This is a genomic window from Fructilactobacillus sp. X7R7C1 (assembly GCF_059901065.1).
On sequence record NZ_JBWXVF010000004.1, the window covers coordinates 31,712 to 49,664 of the forward strand.

Consider the following 17,953-nt stretch of genomic DNA (forward strand, 5'->3'; position numbering starts at 1 on the left):
ATTCATTGCTGAATTCCTTATTTTTTGAATTGAATTTTAACGTATTCGCGGTACTTGGGCAAAGTCTTGATTAACTCTTCGTGAGTTCCGTGTCCACTGATTTCACCGTGGTCAACAAAGTAAATGTCGTCTGAATCAACGATGGTACTCAATCGGTGAGCAATAATGAGGGTAGTACGACCCTTCATGAGTTGATGAAGCGCCTTTTGAACCATGGCCTCTGATTGTGAATCAAGACTGGCCGTGGCTTCGTCAAGCATCAAGATTTTTGGATCTCGCAAAAAGGCCCGAGCGATCGCGAGTCGTTGCCTTTGGCCACCACTGACCTTGATTCCTCGTTCACCAACTTGAGTGGAAAGTCCGTCGGGCATCTCTTTCACAAAGCCCTCCGCGTACGCCAGGCTTAGGACGTGCCAGAGTTGGTCATCGGTAAACTGCTCGTCTAGTCCATAGGTCAAATTATGGCGAATCGTCCCCGCCATGATGGCTGAATCCTGACTAACCAGTCCGATTTGATGCCGCCAGTTGGAGAGGTTAATGTCCTCAATGTTTTCCTTGCCAATTGTAAGGGTGCCAGACGTTGGTTGGTAGTAACGTTCGATCAAACTGAAGATGGTTGATTTTCCACTTCCAGAAGGTCCAACGAAGGCCGTAGTTTGATTGGGCTTGGCAGCGACGTTGACTTTTTTTAAGACCGGTTCATCGGGGTCGTAGGCAAAACTAACGTCATTGAGGCGCAACGTTTTACCGCCAATATCATCCGAGAAGCCTGACGCAAAGTCTTCTTCGGGTTCAATGAGGAGTTCTCGGACGTGTTCAGTAGAACCATTGGCTTTAGAGAGGTCAGTGACAAAACGACCCAGCATGCTAACGGGACCAATGATTTGAAACAGGTACATTAGAAAGGCAAACATGGTTCCGATGGTCATAGCTCCAATGGCAACCCGATGAGCGCCATATGCCAAGATTCCAACAATCATAGCCATCATGACCGTGTTCAGAATTGGTCCCGCAATGGAGTCATAGACCGACTCTTTGAGGCCGATTCGATACAGATTGTGAATCAAGTTAGAACCAGCGTTGGTTTCGTACGGTTCGGCATTTGATGATTTAACTAAGCGAATTTCGTTTAAAGTTTCCTGCGCCTTTCCGCTGAAATCAGCCATTTGGTCCTGACGCGATTTCCCAATCTGACTCGACTTGTGAATGATTGGTCGCATCACGGTCATGACGATGGGAATGGCAATAAACATGATTAAGGCCATTCGCCAATCCATGATGAGCATGATGATTAAAGCCCCGATTAGTTGAAAGATCGACGTAATCGTGTTGGGAAATGAAACTGACAGTAAGTCTTTAATCTGATCTGTGTCACTCACGAGCCGCGAGGTCATTTTTCCGGTCTTCACGCTATCAAAATAGTGAACGTTTAACTTCACCATTTTCTCCCATAGTAGTTCTCGAAGGTTAGCCACGACGTCTTCACCGAAGAACCCCAGGAGCGTTCCTGAGCCCGCGTTAATTAGGGCACTCAAGACAAATAAAATAACCATAGCAAAAATCAGGACTAGACTCACGCCCTTGGCAAAATCGTTTACCATGACCTGGGCAATCTTTGGGACCGTTAGTTGGGCTCCAGTAGCGACTAGACCCAGGATTAGTCCAACCATTAGTTGCCAGTAGTGTGGTTTAGTTTGTCGAATTAAATGAAAGAATCCCCGAAAGTTGAAGGATCCGTTATTTTTTTGGTTTTTCTTTTTCACGTTATCACTCCTTAAATCGTAACTACTATCCTATCACAAATCGACTTGCTTGAAACGAATATTCATTCCGCTTATCCTAATCGTAGAAACACATTGAGAGGAGTTCTCATCATGGAATATGAGTATTATACGTTAAATAACGGAATGCAGGTTCCAAAGATTGGATTTGGGACCTATCTTTTAAAGGGCTTTGAAGGTGCAATGGCGATCACTTCTGCCATTCATAAGGGTTACCGGTTAATCGACACTGCCTATAACTACGAAAACGAAGGGGCCGTTGGTCGTGGAATTGAAAATTCGAACGTGCGCCGTTCTGATTTGCTGGTAACTTCAAAGTTGCCAGGCCGTTACTACGACCGAAAGAGCGCCATTAATGCCATTCAAGAGTCACTTTATCGGGCTGGTCTAGACTACTTCGATATTTATTTATTGCACTGGCCTAATCCCAAAGAGGGGAACTACGTCGAAGCATGGCAAGCATTGATTGATGCTCAACAGTATGGTCTGATTCGGACAATTGGTGTCTGCAACTTCTTACCCGATTATCTTGACAAGTTAGTTGATGAAACTGGTGTGATGCCATCAATCAACCAGATTGAACTCCATCCCTACTTTAATCAAGCTGATATGCGACATTATGATGAAGAACACGGCATTTTAACCGAAGACTGGAGCCCACTTGGTCGTGCAAGTGAGATGTTGAAGAATCCAGTATTAGTTGATATGGCCGCTAAGTACCATAAAAACGTTGGTCAATTGATTTTACGCTGGGAGATTCAGTTAGGGACGCTGCCAATTCCTAAGTCAGCTCATCCTGGTAGACAGAGTGGTAACCTGAACGTCTTTGACTTTGAGATTACTCCTGAAGATATGGAAACGATTGATTCGTTAACCAAACCAGATGGTCGAACCCACAACCAAGATCCAGCCACTTACGAAGAATTTTAGATTAATTAATGATTGAAATCAATTAATAAAGGAGACCCACTTCTGGGTCTCCTTTTTGTACGGATTAATTAATAAATAATTTCAAGAACTTTTTGAAGCCGATGAAGTAATTTTTCGGAATCACTGGGAGATTCCATTGCTTCTTTAATCGTCTGGTGGCACAGAACGGTAATGGCCCACCGTTTGGATGGCAGCTTAATGATTGCCGAATCATCAATGTTTTTCTGATTATGCAGGATGTCCATCTGAATAAATTCAAAGTATTCACTTTCAGCACTATCTTCTAGAAAGGAACGGGCGGCATCAACGTAGTCGCTCGGTTTTAGTTCATCAAGCTTTTTATTTGTGAAAGGCCGGTGAAGGGTTGATAAAACCAGTCTGCGCGTGTAATCATAGCCACCCTTTAAAGTAATGAAGTATTTGTAGTAGGCTCCACGTGAGATTTTGGCATCCTTGATGATCCTGGCAACCTGGGCGTCAGCGAAGGGATGAGCGGAAAATTCATTTAAAAGGGCTGTGTTAATGCGGTCCTTTTTTGCCTGGGGGAGGTTTAAAAAAGTTGATGATGGCATAAAAAATCCTTCCTTCTATGTAATAATTTAATTATACCCACATGTTGACACGGTGTTAACCGCTAATTTATCATAATTGGCTCATTAAAAGTCCGAATAAACAAGCGATGATTCCATGATTTCCTCTTTTCATAATAAAAGACCGAACATAAATGTCCGATCTTAATTGTTAGGATTAAGTTATGCGAAGATGTAGCCAAATCCACCGGGACCAACGTGCGTCATAACGATGGGACTTGTCAGACGGCAAGTGACGTCGATGTCAGGTCTAGCTTCCTTGATCTTAGCGGCAATTTTCTTTGGGGCCGTTCCGTCATCAACGTATGAAAGACCAACTTCGGAAATATCCTTATTATTAATGATTTCATCGGTGACCTGATTGGCAATCTTGGTCATTTTCTTGATGCCACGGCACTTGTACTTCAGTTTTAAAGTTCCCTCAGTCAGTTGAATTACGGGCTTTAGTTGAATTAGTGAGGAAATAAAGCCAACCGCCCGGCTAGCACGCCCACCCTTGACCATGTAATCAAAACTGTTGATGAAAACGTAGGTCATGATGGTTGGTACAAAAGCCTTTAAATTGTCCATAATTTCGTTAACAGACTTGCCTTGATCGGCCAATTTTTTAGCGCGTATGACGGCAAAAGTAAGACCACTATCAGTGGAATCACTGTCTAGGACTGAGATGTCTCCGCCCACTTGTTTGGCAGCGGTCCTAGCCGTCTCAACCGTTCCGCTTAAAACCTTGGTTAAATGAATGGAGATGATTGAAGCGTCTGGATCTTCTTTTTGAATTTTTTCGTAGGCTTGAATGAATTGACCCAGAGAAGGTTGACTGGTCTTCGGAAATTCTTTGTCGTTTGCAAGATGATCGGAGAATTCTTTTCTGGTAATGTCAACACCATCTTCATAAGTTTTACCATCAATGGTAACCTGAAGTGGTACGACCGTGAGATTATTTTTTTGAATTTCATCTGGGGTTAATTGAGCAGTTGAATCAGTAACAATATGAATCATGTGTTTCTCCCTCCAATTAACGTTTCGTTAATTTGCCTTATGGACTTTAATTATAGTAGAAGGATCGGTTTTTTCCCAGTTAAAATTGGATTTAATTTTAGTAGAGAGTTTGGTTAAGCGTGGGACAGGTAACTTCATCTTTGAAAGTGCGGTTACATAGTGTGAATGGTGTAACCGGTTGGCAATCACATTATAAAAATTATAAATTAGAGAAAGAAGTAGCTTTTTTGTTGCAAACAAGATATAACTATATTAGGGAGAAAAGCAGGGAGTTTCATCATGAAAAATAAAATGAAAATCCTGTTAACCAGTGTTGTTTCGGTGCTGGTAGCGGGTTCGATGGTAGCCGGATTGGTTGCCAAAAAGCGTGATAACGAAAAGAAGCATGCGACAAAAAAGTAAGCATTGCTGATTATTAGGGGGATTTCAACTACGGTTGAGTTTCCCCTTTTATTATGGTCGATCGTGTAAGCGTTGAAATTAAAGAAAAAATTAAAATGAATAATGAAGTGAGGCAAGCAAATGGTAAAAGGAAGAAAAAAAGAATTAAGGTTGAGTACCGTTTTAATCTATTCGTTACTATTAAATACCGGGTCATCCTTTATGTGGCCGCTAACCACGGTCTACATGCATAATTACCTTCATGAATCTCTGACAACGGCCGGCATCGTGCTGTTTGCCATGTCAATGTTCATGATTATTGGGAACTATCTGGGTGGTTATCTTTTCGATCGCTGGTCACCATATAAGACTGCCATCATCAGTGTTCTAATTACGATGACTTCGATTGTGACTTTGATCTTCTTTCACGGCTGGCCCATCTTTGGAATTATGTTACTGCTGTACGGACTGGGTAACGGGTCCAGCATGACGCTCTTAAATTCGTACGCATCGATGATCACCTCTAAAAGTACGCGATACGTTTTTAATTCGTTGTACGTGGGGCTTAATCTGGGGGTCGTTGTCGGAACCGCGTTGGTTGGTTTCTTGATGAAGTACGGGATTTCGATTGTTTTCATCGTGGCAACTGGTTTTTACATTGTGTTGTTACTAATGACGATTTTTGAATTTAACATTAAATTACATCGACCAGAACCGACGGCCGTTAAGCGTTCACAAGATGACGACGATGTTTCTGAGAAAAAGAGTCGCGGTTTAAAACTGATTTGGCTAATCTGCATCATGGTTTTTTGTATTTATATGAGTTATACGCTCTGGGAAAGTGTCATGTCAGTCCACATGACTCAACTAGGGATCTCATTTGAAAATTACAGTTTCTTGTGGACGATTAATGGGTTATTGATTGTTTTCATTCAACCGATTATTAATAAAATCGGGGCTCGGTTTAAGATGAGTCGTCAGATTGCCTTTGGGGTAGTCATTTTCGCGCTAAGCTTCTTTATGTTAATATTTGCTAGACAGTACGCCGTTTTCGTAATTATCATGGTTATTTTGACCTTTGGTGAGATGAACGGATTGCCGGGAATTCCGGCGTGGATTGATACGTTAGCGGACCCCAGACAAAAAGGAAAGTTTCAGGGACTATTTAATATTTTTATGTCACTTGGAAGGGCTGTGGGCCCACTCTTTGGTGGATTAATGGTTGAATTTTTCAACTATCCCGCTTTATTTATCGTATCCGGCGGACTGATTTTATTCGCATTGTTCTGTGTGATGAGCGAATCAAGAAAGTTAAGTAAAACACGTCAAGATTAGTGAGGTAAACCATGGTCGACACTTATTATAAAGATTCAATTGATGTGTCTGACGCACACCAAAATAATTTAAAGCACGTTAACGTCAAACTCCCTAAACACGAAATCACCGTTTTTGTCGGTGAGTCCGGATCGGGGAAATCGTCGTTAGTATTCGACACGATTGCGGCCATGTCACGTCGTGAACTAAACGAAACGTTTCCTAGTTTTTCACAACAGTATCTCCCAAAGTACGGGCAGCCGCACGTTGGTGACATCAAAAATTTGCCAGTTGCCATTGCAATTGAACAGAAACAACTAACCGGCAACGCCCGGTCGACGCTTGCCACCTATACGGGAATCTACTCGTTATTACGGCTCCTGTTCTCACGGGTTGGAAAGCCGTTTGTGGGATACTCGGAGGTCTTTTCGTTTAACCTGCCGCAGGGGATGTGTCCGTACTGTCAGGGATTAGGTTATGTCGATGAAGTTGATGAGTCAAAGTTAATTGATCCAGAAAAGTCACTTAATGACGGAGCGATTACCTTCGTTAGTTTTGGACCCGGAACCTGGCGTTGGCGGGGATACGGTTACAGTGGTTTATTTGATAATGACAAACCAATTAAAGATTATACTCCCGAAGAGTATGACTTGTTGATGCACGCGCCACAACAAAAACTGTCCAATGCGCCCGCTTACTACAAAACGAGCCAGTACGAGGGTGTGGTTCCTAGAATCAAACGTTCAATCATCAACAGTCGTGAGGGTAAGCACCACAAAGAAGCCATTAGTGAGATTGTGACCCGTGAAGTTTGCCCGGTATGTAAGGGAGCTCGACTTAACCCCAGATCATTGAGCGTTAAGATTAACGGATATAACATTAACGACGTCTCTGGGATGGATTTGGTGCAGTTCTTAGACTTTTTGGAGTCCATTAAAGATAACCTTGGAGATGAAATCATCCGGGGCTTAGAGTCCAAAATTAAGCCGTTAATTGACATTGGATTAGGGTACTTGACTCTCGATCGAACCACCAGCACGTTATCAGGTGGTGAGGTTCAACGAATTAAGATTGCTAAACACCTAACCAATTCATTATCAGATATTCTGTACGTTTTTGACGAACCAAGTGTGGGTCTTCATCCTCACGACATCGCTTTGATTAAAAAAGCTATGATTAATCTAAAGAAGAAGGGTAACACCATCTTTATCGTTGACCACAATCCTGAGATCATGTCGATTGCCGATCACGTGGTCGAAGTTGGCCCGAAATCTGGGGCTGATGGTGGAAAGATTACCTTTACCGGGAGCTATCCAGAAGTGTTGGATTCTGACACTCTGACCGGAAAATGGTTAAGGGCACCTCATCACTTCGCCAAACCACTTCAACCTAAGGGATTTGTAGACTTGGAGCATGTTCACATGCATAATATTGATGATGTGAGTGTCAAGGTACCAACCGGGATTATGACCGTTCTATCGGGAGTTGCCGGGTCAGGTAAGAGTTCACTGGCTGAAGCCATGAAGGACCATTTAAATGGCGATTACGTTGATCTAACGCAAAAGCAAGCCGGCATCAGTATTCGTTCCACTCCCGTGACCTATCTCAACATTTTAAACCCAATTCGAAGGCTTTTTGCGAAGGCCAACAACGTTTCAACCCAGCTCTTTAGTTACAACGGCAAGGGTGCTTGTCCGCGTTGTAAGGGGAAAGGGGTCACAATTACCAACATGGCTTTCATGGATCCGGTCGTTCAGACCTGTGAGTTGTGTCACGGAAAACGCTACAGTCAGGAAGCCTTGGGATATAAGTATCACGAACAAGACATCGCTGACGTTTTGTCAATGTCGGTTGCTCACGCGGCTGAGTTCTTCAAGGATGTCCCTGAAATCGCCAATCCGTTGAAACAGATGAGCGAAGTCGGATTGGATTATTTAGCGTTAAATCAGGCTTTGACCACGCTATCTGGTGGTGAACTGCAACGACTACGATTAGCCCAGATGCTAGAAGAGAAGGGCAAGATTTACTTTCTTGATGAACCCACGGCCGGTCTCCACATGAATGATACGCAACGATTGCTGAAGTTATTTAAACGAATGGTTGCTGATGGCGATTCTCTTATTATCGTTGAACACAACCTTGATGTAATCAGTCAGGCTGATTGGTTGATTGACATGGGACCTGGAGCCGGAACGTACGGTGGAAACGTCCTGTACAGTGGAATTCCTGAGGGATCGGAAAAAGTTCCCCAATCATTTACCGGAAAAGCCCTTAAAAAGTACATGTTGCCTTATAAAGAAAGATAAACAAAAAGAGATCATCACTGATATCAGTGATGATCTCTTTTTGAATTAGAATCCGATGAAAGACTCAATGTTGGCTTTTATCATATTGATACCATCTTGGATGGTCATGATAATTTGTTGAAGAGCATTATTATCCCGTTCACTAGCATTTTGTTCGATTTCTTGTTTGGCTTTTTCAATGACATCTTGAGTTTTTTGGTTAGCTGCATTACTGCCATTGTTGCCACCATTATCAGCGTTGTTCTGGGGTTTATTGTTATAATTTTTAACCACCACGGGCGGATTTTGTTTAACCTGTTGCTGGGCACTCTTTCCTGAACGGTATAAGCCAAAGATTCCCAACAAAATGATAATTAGGAAAATAATGACGATCCAGCGGAACCAGTGGTGTGTCTTCTTTTTAGGAGCACTTTGGTACTGCGTTTGATTGGGTGCTGTTCTATCAACACCCGGGGAAACCACCTGTGCACTTGGTGCGTACACCAAGTTGTAAGTGAGCGTTCCTCTTGCAAAAGTTCCGTTGATATTCTCGTTCGGATTGACGGCCACAACCCGACCCATGTTTGCCGGATAATCAACGTTTCGTTTAAAGGTGACGTTAGTGAGGTAACTGACGGCATTCTGATCACCACTAAGTCCCTGAACGACGTATCCCTTTAGGTCAGGGACTTCGATTGAAAATGCTTCCCCGGGAGTTTGCGAATATTTTAATGGGTTAGTCAAATTTTGAGCGTTTTTATCAACAACGTTAATAACTACGTTTCCGACATTGCGGTCCATTCGACTACCAACTGTTTCATTGTTCATTGATTGAGTGCTCCTTTAATCAGTTTATATGCATTATCTTACCATTATTTCTCAATCTCACAAAAAGAATCCAACCCAATTTCCCGCACCTTAATGGGAGATCAGGTGTCGATTAGTCGCTTTAAATGTGATATCATGATTACTGTAAGTGATAGTCATTAACTATCAGACTGAATATTGAGAGGAAGAATGACATGAGCGAAAAAAAGATTATTGAAAAACTCGATGACATTAAAGATTACGAAGACAAAATGGCTGATTTAGTATCAGCAATCTTGACCGACCAACCTTGGGAACAAACTGATGAAGTTCGAAACGTTTACTTCTTGGATGTAACTGATTTTGGGAAAGACCTTCAAGATGTTTTAGATCAAATGAACGTTTTGCGTGACCAATACGATGAAACATTACACTCATACTTGGGTGTTCCATTCATCCCTTACGTTCCACTATCAAAATTAACTGATACCGCTTTTCAAACTTTAGTTGACGTTGACCCAACGGACAACATCACTAAGACTAAGAAGAACAGTGTCTTTGTTGATTCACGTGTTATTGATAGTAAAGATGGTAAGCACATTAGCTTGGACTTACAATTTAACGAACAATAAGATTAAGTGTAAAGAGAGTTGACACCTCGGTGTTAGCTCTCTTTTTTATGGCGTTTTTGAAATAAATATTTTAAAAATGATTGACAGAAAGTGATTTGAGTTGTTTAATTAGTGGCAATTAAAGAAGAGGAGGAATATTCCATGAATAATCATATTGATCATCAAAACGACCTTTATACTTACTTTACTTGGTACAAGTGCGTATCTAAGTAAGGTTGTTTTGAGGGCCTAATTAGATACCGTAAGGATACTAACTAGGCTAATTACAGATTATCGTTGGATATTTCTAATAACGAATGTGTTTTTAATCCCAGTTAGCATCGAATGTTAACTGGGATTTTTTTGTCTATCGAAAGGAGAATTAGAATGTCAAAAGCATTAATAAGTAAAATGAATCAAGAAATGCTGCAGCTATCACCATCGTCGATTTTAAAATTTAATGATGAGGTGAGCCAGATTCCTGATATTATTCCGTTAACGTTAGGAGAACCAGACTTTAATACTCCCGAACACGTTAAGGACGCGGCAATTAAAAGTATTCAACAAAATGAGAGTCACTACGCTCCTACCAAGGGAACCAAACAACTGCGGGATGCAGCTGCGCACTTTTTACAAAGTAAATACGGTTTAAACTACGATCCCGACACGGAGATTATTATGACCGCTGGTGCGACGGGCGGAATTTATACGGCATTAACATCGGTTTTAAATCCTGGGGATGAAGTTTTAATTCCAACGCCGATTTTTCCACTCTACTTTCCAATTATTAAACTGCGGGGAGCCACCCCAATTTTTATGGACACATCTAAAACTGACTTTGTCCTCACTCCAGAACAATTAGAACAAAATTTAAGGGATCACCCCAAAACCAAGGCGATTGTCTTGAACTTTCCCACTAATCCCACTGGCAAAACTTATCATCCTGACGAACTTCAAAAACTGGCCGATGTGATTAAAAAGCATGATATTTTTGTAATTTCTGACGAAATTTACAGCGAACTGACTTATGATGGCAAACACGCCTCAATCGCTAAATATCTTCCCGAACAAACCATTTTATTGAATGGGGTTTCAAAGTCACACGCGATGACCGGATGGAGAATTGGGATCATGGCGGCGCCTAAAGACATCACTAGTCAACTTGAAAAAATCGATCAATTTACGATCACTTCAACCACCACAAACGCACAAGCTGCGGCCGCCGAAGCACTTGGAAACGGAATGAATGATACTGATGCCATGAAAAAGGAGTACCGAAAGCGACGTGATTTTGTTTACGAAAAATTGAGTGCGATGGGCTTTAAGATGGCCAATCCCGATGGCGCTTTTTACATTTTCGCTAAAATCCCTGATGGTTTAATTCAAAATAGTATGGACTTTAGTTATGACTTAGCCCGTAAAGCTAAAGTAGCCGTCATTCCCGGAAGTTCATTTGGGCCAGGCGGCGAGGGTTACGTCCGCATTAGTTATGCTACTTCAATGGAAAATTTAAAAGAAGCAATGGACCGAATTAGTCAATATGTCAAAAAAGAAGGAGAAAAATAGTTGCGACACCAAAGCCCTTAACTACTTACGATAGTTAAGGGCTCTTTTGCGGTGTATTTTATTTTACTTACAATTACTTGTTTTTGGCTTCTTTTTCCTGAGCCGCTTGACCCAAGATGTTGAGGTAGTTAAACGGACGGTCAAAGTTTGGTTGAAACAGCATGTCAACCATAGCTAGGTCGTCGATGGTGTTTTCGTTTTGAATGGCAACCGAAAGCACGTTAGCGGATTGAGAAATGTCGTAGAGACTGGTCAATGCGCCACCCAAGATTTTACGGGTGTCAGGACTGTAAACCAGTGACATCAGAACGGGAGTCGTGGTAGGCATGAATTCAGGACGATAGTTGTCTTCAACAATTACTTGATGAGCGTTAATGCCCTGAGCCTTAGCGGCACTCATGGTTAAGCCGGTTGAGGCGAGGTTTCGGTCGTACAACTTCAGACCAGATGAGGATTGCGTTCCCATGTATTTTTCGGTGTCGTTTTCGATGTTTTTTCCAACCAAGATTCCTTGACGAACCGCATTGGTTGCCAGCGGAATGTAGGCGTTTTTGTGGGTTGGATTGTAGTGAACGGCGGCACTGTCACCAGCGGCGAAGATGTCCTTGTTAGAAGCATGCATGTAATCATCGGTGATGATTGCACCGTTTTCAAGCATGTCAACTTGACCCTTGAGTAGACTCGTGTTGGGTTTGAAACCAATGCACAAAATAGCTAGGTCAGCCGTAAATTCGTCACTGCTGGTCTTAATTGAGACCGTATCACCGTTATCAGTGAACTTTTGCACCATTTGGTTTCCTTCAAACTTAACGCCATGGTCCTTGTAGTCTTTTTCAACGATGTCAGTAAACTTAGGGTCATAGTATTTACTTAAAACCCGGTCAACTCCATCAATCAAAGTGACCTCATGGCCAGTCTTGGAATAGGCTTCGGCTAGTTCGGCCCCGATGTATCCAGCTCCAATGACAGCGATTCGTTTAGCGTCCTTGGCGTCATCGAAAAGTACCTGAGCGTCGGTCCAGTTCTTACAAAGCTTGACGTGATCGCTATGAACGCCCTCGATTGGAGGAACAACCGGAAGGGAACCACTGGTCATTACGAGCTTGTCGTAATGTTCGGTCTTGCTTTCACTGGATTCTAAATCCTTAACGGTGATTTCTTTGTTATTTGAGTCGATGTTAGTGACTTCGTGCTTCATTTGCACGTCGGCGCCTAGTTCCTTTAATTCCTTTGGATCGGAATAAAACAGGCCCTTTGGATCTTTAACTTCGCCACCTAAATAAAGGGCGATTCCACATGATAGAAATGAGATATTGTCATTTTTTTCATAGACAGTTAAGTCATAATCGGGATGCTCTTTTAAGATTTGTTTAACCGCAAAAGTTCCCGCGTGGGTACAACCAACAACAATAATTTTCATGATGCAACTTACCTCCTAGTGTGAAACAATATTCATGAATTATAGGTTATCCTACCAGATAAAATTGTGAAATGCTAATCAATACACTCATAAAATGGTTCTTATTTGTTATTTTTTGAAAGCGACTTCATTACTATATTCTCTGGATCTTTCACACATGGTTTGATAAATGCGAACGACATCACGATCAGTCCCGCGTAATTCGTATTCTGCAATTTCAGGGACGTTAAAACGTTCCGCATATCTTCTGGCCGTGAGACAAAATTGGACGTTAAAATTGCGATTACCACTGCCGACGATTCCCATGCAGTAGTTAGCGTTATGGTCGTAAGCAACGTATTCGCCCATGGTGTTGGTCATGAGTTCTTTAACTCCGTTATCGATTCCGTTTCCACCATCAAGATAGGTCGGCACGAAAACAAAGTACGGTGATGTTTCGTCAGCAAAGTCACTTTGATCTGAGATTTCGGTTGGTTCAATTAGTGGGTTACTGGCATCTTTTTGATGCTGGGCTTCCGCGTAGTCCTCTAAATTTTGCACGAAATTGCGAGTGTTGCCAGCAATTGAGATGTATAAAATGCGAATGGATTTGATGATTACTACCTCCTTAAATATGAAAAATAGTCACTATTAGTGTAACCTCTAACAAGTTTAAATGCACAGAATCTTAGAAGTCAAAGCAGCCAAAAAACGCACGGAATTAGTTATCCGTACGTTTTTAATTTAATTTCGTTTCTTTACGATCCAGATGACGATTCCACTGATAGCGAGGATTAAAATTCCGAAGGCACTAGCGATTGATCCAAGTAGCAGTCCGGGAGTTTGGTATTTCAGTTCAATCTGGTGTTTACCAGCCTGAATGGGTGCTCCGACAAATCCTGTGTTGACCCGGGTAGTTGGTACCTGTTTGCCGTCGACGAAGAGTTTCCATCCCGTTGAATAGGGAATGGAAGTGGTTAAGACGGACTTCTTCGGGTTATTACTGATTCCTTTGACTTCGTTCTTTTTAACCTGAAGGTTTTGGAGACGGTTACGTTGAAGTTTTTGAATCCGTTGTCCATACGAATTGCCAAACGGAACGGCAATAATCTTGGCGTGTTTAAAATTAATCTGGTGGACACCATCAAACGTCAATTTAATTTGATTGCGGCGTTTGGTGGAATACCCTAGGTTAATTAAAGCGTTTTTCTTTTGCGTGTAGTTTGAGAGATTGTCGCGTCCATACTGTGAGTAACCGTTCTTCATTCCTTTCGTTGCAGCATTTAAGGAGTACTGACCGACAAACGGAGTGTGAAGGTTCTTTCGTTTCTCGTTTAGTTTCATCATCTTCGTGTACGGTTGATTTTTGATAGCGTGCTGTCTTTTGGTCATGCTTTCCTTTGAAGCCGACGAGTAATCGTGACTCTGAATACCCTCTAATTGTAAGTAAATTTCGGCATTTTTGGTGCGGTTAGGTTGCTTAATCTTAAGGAAATATGGGACTGATTTACCAAGCGCATCCTTAGTTACCACGTGGAGACCGTCTTGATTTTGCTTCTTGGTGTCATTTTCTAATTGGACGTTTTCGGAAAGGATCTTTAAGGCGGTCTTCTGAGACGTGTGATTAATGGTTGGTTCGTTGTACTCAATACTCTTAGAATTGTTAGTGAATGCCGTTAATTTATCGTAGTTATCAAGGGTCTTTTCGTAGTCCGGTTGCACCTCATAACTAAGTTGTTTTTGGTTCTGTTTTAGCTTGGCTGATTTGATGCCCTTAATTGGCGAATCAACGTGGACCCCACTGATCATTGCTTGTTCACGTGCGGTTGGGGATAGTTTTTGGTACTGCCGGTTTGAGATCGTTTGATCCTGGGTGTAAGCAATTGGAAGTGCGTTCTTGTTTTTTAAAACGTAGGTTCCATCGGGGTCCTTTTGGTTCACGAGCGGGTTGTCAGACGCAAACAGGAGCGGCTTTTTGTCCTTACCCTTGACCATCTTGAAGCCAAAGGGTTGTGATTTGTTTTGTTGGCCCGTGCGAATAAAGAGGTACTTGACGCCCATTAGATTATCAAGGGTGGTGCGGTAGTCATTTTGAGCGACCGGAGCGTTAAAGGTCCGTTGGTTATTTTGAACAGAATTTTCAAGTTGGCCAATGGCCCCATTTTCCACCGTCAGATATGATGAAATGTCACGGGTCGAAAATAACATTGGGATGTTGGTATTGATGTTAGAGTAGTTCGACAAGTTGACGTCATTTTTCCCAGCATAGTGGTATCGGTTGCCAAGTGAGGTCCGATATCCACCTAACCGTGGTTCAACGTACTGATCGGCTCCGTCGTAGAAATTATTGATGAAGTTAGTGGCAACGTGTTTATTAAGCATGCCCTTTGAAAAGCCGGCAACGTTGGGACTGTAGTAGCCAATGCCAAGTGAGATAAGGTTAACGATTAAAACCGCGGTCACACTTCCAATGGTTGTCACTGGCTTTAAATGAAAGAGCTGACTACATAGGATGACTCCCATTAAAATCAGCAGGAGGACAATTTCACCGTAGTCATGCGCACTTAGCTTCATGATGAAGCCGCGAGAAGCCCAAATAAGCACAATGAGAGCGATGATTGCGACAATCATGACTTCCACGTCACGTTTAGTTAACGTGGTGAGATGATCTGAAAGAATCGTGGCAGCCATCCCAATTGGAAGTAATCCTAAACACATCCACCGGTTTGATGGGGTCGATATGGCGTTAAAGACGGCTCCAAAAGCCGGAATCAGGGCACCAATGAAAACCACCAACAGGCCGATGTTTAGGTAAAGGTATTTTTTGAAGTGAGTCATCGTGTAAACAATGCCCAAAAATCCGAGTCCACTAATCCCAACAATGAGCCAGAAACTAATGGTCAGGTAGCCATTTCCGAGAATTTTACTTGGAATGGAAAGGTAATAGTAGAGGGGATAGAAAAGATAGCCGTTCGCAAAGGTCGAAGTGGTCCTCGTGGAACTCAGGGCAAATAAGAGGGTTGGAACGAAAATGACGGCACTAATCAAAATTCCCGCTAGAATGGCCGCAACCATTTTGACCAGTGAACTCACAAAATGAAAATCAGGATTTTTACGAATGCTGAAATACCTAATGATGACGTAGATAATACTGCCAAGCCCAATGATGTAGGCAAAGTAGAAGTTACTTAAAAAAGTTAAGGAAACGGCCAGCATCAGTGGAATGAAGGAATGGTTAGAAATGATGCGTTCGACGCCGTAGCAAATCAGTGGGAAGAAAATCATCGGTAGAATAAAAAAGGGGTGGTGCATCCCCGAATAAAGGGCGTAACCCGCAAACGTGTAAGTTAAAGTTCCGAGTACGACACTGTATTTTTTAAAATGAAATTGTTTGATGAATAGTAAAAAGGCCAATCCAGCAACGTACAGGCGCAGAATTACCAGGAGTCCGTAACCCAGTTCCAGTAAGTGGTCTGGAAATAAAACGATCAGGTAGTTGAAGAGATCACCGACAACGTAGTACGAAAAACTGGTTAACTGATCAGCACCGAGGCCAATGTTAAACGACCAGTTGGTAAAGCCGTGACTGGGATGGGCAAGAAATTCAGTTAGCATGTGTTTAAAGTTTACGAGGATGGGGTAGTGTTGGGCAATTCCGTCCATTCCCCAGATTAGTGAGTTACCGGTTAAGTAAAACGTCCAGATGTAGGCCATGATAATAATCAGAAAAATTAGACTGTAAAAAAGCCAATCCGGACATTTTTTTAAAACTGTTTTCATTGTTTCTATTACCCCTATGTATTAGTAAAGCCGAGGGACAGCCTCGGCTTTATTGATATTAGTTATTTGTCTTTTTGGTCGTCATCTGCGTCTGATTCATCATCAGTTGGTTCCAGTTTATTGACCTCTAGCCAGTTAATGAACGAGTTCTTGTAGTCAAGAACCTTAAACTGAAAGCCATCAATTGTAACAACGTCACCCACTTTAATGTGAGGATTTTGTTCGATGATGAAACCAGCAATTGTGACGATGTCAGAGTCGTCAAAAGCAGGCATCTCAACGTCGAAGTACTTTTCAAAGTCATACGTGTTTAATTTTCCGTTCACCTGGAAAGTGCCATTGGGCTGTTTAAAGATGTATTCGTTAACCTGTGGGTCAATCTCGTCTCGAACGGTTCCAAACAACTCTTCGTAGATATCCTTATCGGTAATTAAACCAGACGTTCCACCGTATTCATCGATTACGACAACAATTGGTTGATGCATCTTAATCATTTGTTGAAGTACCATCGTAATGGGCGTGGTTTCAGGAGTCGTACTAATCTTTCGGATTAACTTTCCGACCTTGACGTTTGAATCGACCTGCGATTGTCTGACCAAATCGTAACTGTAGACATAGCCAAGGATGTTATCCTTATCGTTGTCTTTAACAACGGGAATTCGACTGAATTTCTTTTGAATGTAAACGTTGATGGCGTCTTGGACCGTATCGTTGATGTCGATCGTTACCAATTGGGTCCGGTCAATCATGATGTCCCTGGCCACTTTGTCGTTTAATTCAAACGAACGCTGCATGTACAAGTAGTCGTTTCGCTCTAGATCACCATTTTTAACGGCATCCTTTGAAAGACTCAAAATTTCTGATTGTGAGAAGGCCTCGTCGTTTTCGTTTGCCACGGGGATTCCCAGTAACTTAACTACGCCAGTTGCTGACACATTTAGTAACCACACAAATGGATAGAATAAAATGTGAAAGAAGTGAAGCGGACCAGCAATCACGCTCAAAACTTTTAGTGGCATGTCAATACTAATATTTTTAGGTACAATTTCGGTAAAGACCACTTCTAAATAGGTAAGTAAAAGGACCCCAACAATCGCACCAACACTGTGAGCGGTAGCAGGATTAACACTAAAATCCTTTAATTCCATGATGGAAACCAGGATTTCAATCACGAATGATTCACCAATCCAACCAAGAATGATTCCCGCAAGTGAAACACCTACTTGGGTTGTCGAAAGATACTCGTTAAGGTTGGTTACCATTTTCATTTCACGATTAACTTTTTTCTTCTTTTTGTCACTGATATCTTCATCATCCAGTTTTTCTTGGAGGGCACTTGGCCTTGATTGGACCAGTGAGAACTCACACGCGACAAAGAATGCAGCAAAGAAGAACGTTATTAAAATAATTATTAGATCAAGTATTATCTGACCGGTATTCAAATTTCATTCCTCATTTCAAAATTTTAAACAATAAATATATTATAACGTACTTATCCATTTTTTTAAGT

14 protein-coding genes are annotated in these 17,953 nt (G+C 42.0%); 6 read left to right on the plus strand and 8 right to left on the minus strand.

The genetic code is table 11. The features are described from left to right. Positions 1 to 17 precede the first annotated feature (17 nt). Positions 18 to 1,763, minus strand: a complete 1,746-nt coding sequence (locus AC6UDC_RS06110) for an ABC transporter ATP-binding protein (protein WP_500695848.1) — start codon at positions 1,761 to 1,763, stop codon at positions 18 to 20. A 111-nt stretch (positions 1,764 to 1,874) separates the two neighbouring features. Between AC6UDC_RS06110 and AC6UDC_RS06115 the strand changes: the two genes are divergently transcribed. Continuing rightward, positions 1,875 to 2,711 carry an aldo/keto reductase gene (locus tag AC6UDC_RS06115; RefSeq protein WP_500695847.1) on the plus strand — a complete coding sequence of 279 codons (837 nt, stop codon included), beginning with the start codon at positions 1,875 to 1,877 and terminating at the stop codon, positions 2,709 to 2,711. A gap of 68 nt (positions 2,712 to 2,779) precedes the next feature. On the opposite strand, the gene AC6UDC_RS06120 is transcribed toward AC6UDC_RS06115, so the two are convergent. After that, positions 2,780 to 3,283 carry a TetR/AcrR family transcriptional regulator gene (locus AC6UDC_RS06120; RefSeq protein ID WP_500721786.1) on the minus strand — a complete coding sequence of 168 codons (504 nt, stop codon included), beginning with the start codon at positions 3,281 to 3,283 and terminating at the stop codon, positions 2,780 to 2,782. A 180-nt stretch (positions 3,284 to 3,463) separates the two neighbouring features. After that, a complete protein-coding gene (locus tag AC6UDC_RS06125; RefSeq protein WP_500694108.1) occupies positions 3,464 to 4,300 on the minus strand; it encodes a DegV family protein in 837 nt (278 codons plus the stop codon). A 279-nt stretch (positions 4,301 to 4,579) separates the two neighbouring features. On the opposite strand from AC6UDC_RS06125, the gene AC6UDC_RS06130 reads away from it, so the two are divergent. The 3 genes from AC6UDC_RS06130 (at position 4,580) to AC6UDC_RS06140 (ending at position 8,301) form a co-directional block, all read left to right on the plus strand. Further along, positions 4,580 to 4,702: a hypothetical protein gene (locus AC6UDC_RS06130; RefSeq protein WP_500694107.1), complete on the plus strand. Its 123-nt coding sequence runs from the start codon at positions 4,580 to 4,582 to the stop codon at positions 4,700 to 4,702. Between the two features lie 120 nt (positions 4,703 to 4,822). Further along, entirely contained in the window at positions 4,823 to 6,016 is a 1,194-nt protein-coding gene (locus AC6UDC_RS06135) for an MDR family MFS transporter (RefSeq protein WP_500721789.1), read from the plus strand. Positions 6,017 to 6,027: 11 nt separating this feature from the next. Further along, complete coding sequence (locus AC6UDC_RS06140; protein ID WP_500721791.1) at positions 6,028 to 8,301, plus strand: ATP-binding cassette domain-containing protein; 2,274 nt, start codon at positions 6,028 to 6,030, stop codon at positions 8,299 to 8,301. A 45-nt stretch (positions 8,302 to 8,346) separates the two neighbouring features. Here AC6UDC_RS06140 and AC6UDC_RS06145 read toward each other — a convergent pair whose 3' ends face one another. Beyond that, entirely contained in the window at positions 8,347 to 9,108 is a 762-nt protein-coding gene (locus tag AC6UDC_RS06145; RefSeq protein WP_500708521.1) for a hypothetical protein, read from the minus strand. Between the two features lie 194 nt (positions 9,109 to 9,302). Here AC6UDC_RS06145 and AC6UDC_RS06150 point away from each other — a divergent pair, with 194 nt between their 5' ends. After that, positions 9,303 to 9,719 (plus strand): hypothetical protein, encoded by a 417-nt coding sequence (locus tag AC6UDC_RS06150; RefSeq protein WP_500721794.1) that lies wholly within the window; start codon positions 9,303 to 9,305, stop codon positions 9,717 to 9,719. 366 nt (positions 9,720 to 10,085) lie between these two features. After that, positions 10,086 to 11,264 carry an aminotransferase class I/II-fold pyridoxal phosphate-dependent enzyme gene (locus AC6UDC_RS06155; protein ID WP_500721796.1) on the plus strand — a complete coding sequence of 393 codons (1,179 nt, stop codon included), beginning with the start codon at positions 10,086 to 10,088 and terminating at the stop codon, positions 11,262 to 11,264. A gap of 73 nt (positions 11,265 to 11,337) precedes the next feature. Here AC6UDC_RS06155 and AC6UDC_RS06160 read toward each other — a convergent pair whose 3' ends face one another. The 4 genes from AC6UDC_RS06160 to AC6UDC_RS06175 form a co-directional block, all read right to left on the minus strand. Further along, on the minus strand, positions 11,338 to 12,684 hold the full coding sequence (locus AC6UDC_RS06160; RefSeq protein WP_500721799.1) for an FAD-dependent oxidoreductase: 1,347 nt from the start codon (positions 12,682 to 12,684) through the stop codon (positions 11,338 to 11,340). Between the two features lie 108 nt (positions 12,685 to 12,792). Continuing rightward, positions 12,793 to 13,278 carry a class Ib ribonucleoside-diphosphate reductase assembly flavoprotein NrdI gene (gene nrdI, locus AC6UDC_RS06165; protein WP_500721920.1) on the minus strand — a complete coding sequence of 162 codons (486 nt, stop codon included), beginning with the start codon at positions 13,276 to 13,278 and terminating at the stop codon, positions 12,793 to 12,795. Between the two features lie 129 nt (positions 13,279 to 13,407). Continuing rightward, positions 13,408 to 16,443 (minus strand): YfhO family protein, encoded by a 3,036-nt coding sequence (locus AC6UDC_RS06170; RefSeq protein ID WP_500721801.1) that lies wholly within the window; start codon positions 16,441 to 16,443, stop codon positions 13,408 to 13,410. A gap of 62 nt (positions 16,444 to 16,505) precedes the next feature. Beyond that, positions 16,506 to 17,885, minus strand: coding sequence for a hemolysin family protein (locus tag AC6UDC_RS06175; protein ID WP_500694099.1), 1,380 nt, complete (start codon positions 17,883 to 17,885; stop codon positions 16,506 to 16,508). Between the last annotated feature and the right edge of the window lie 68 nt (positions 17,886 to 17,953).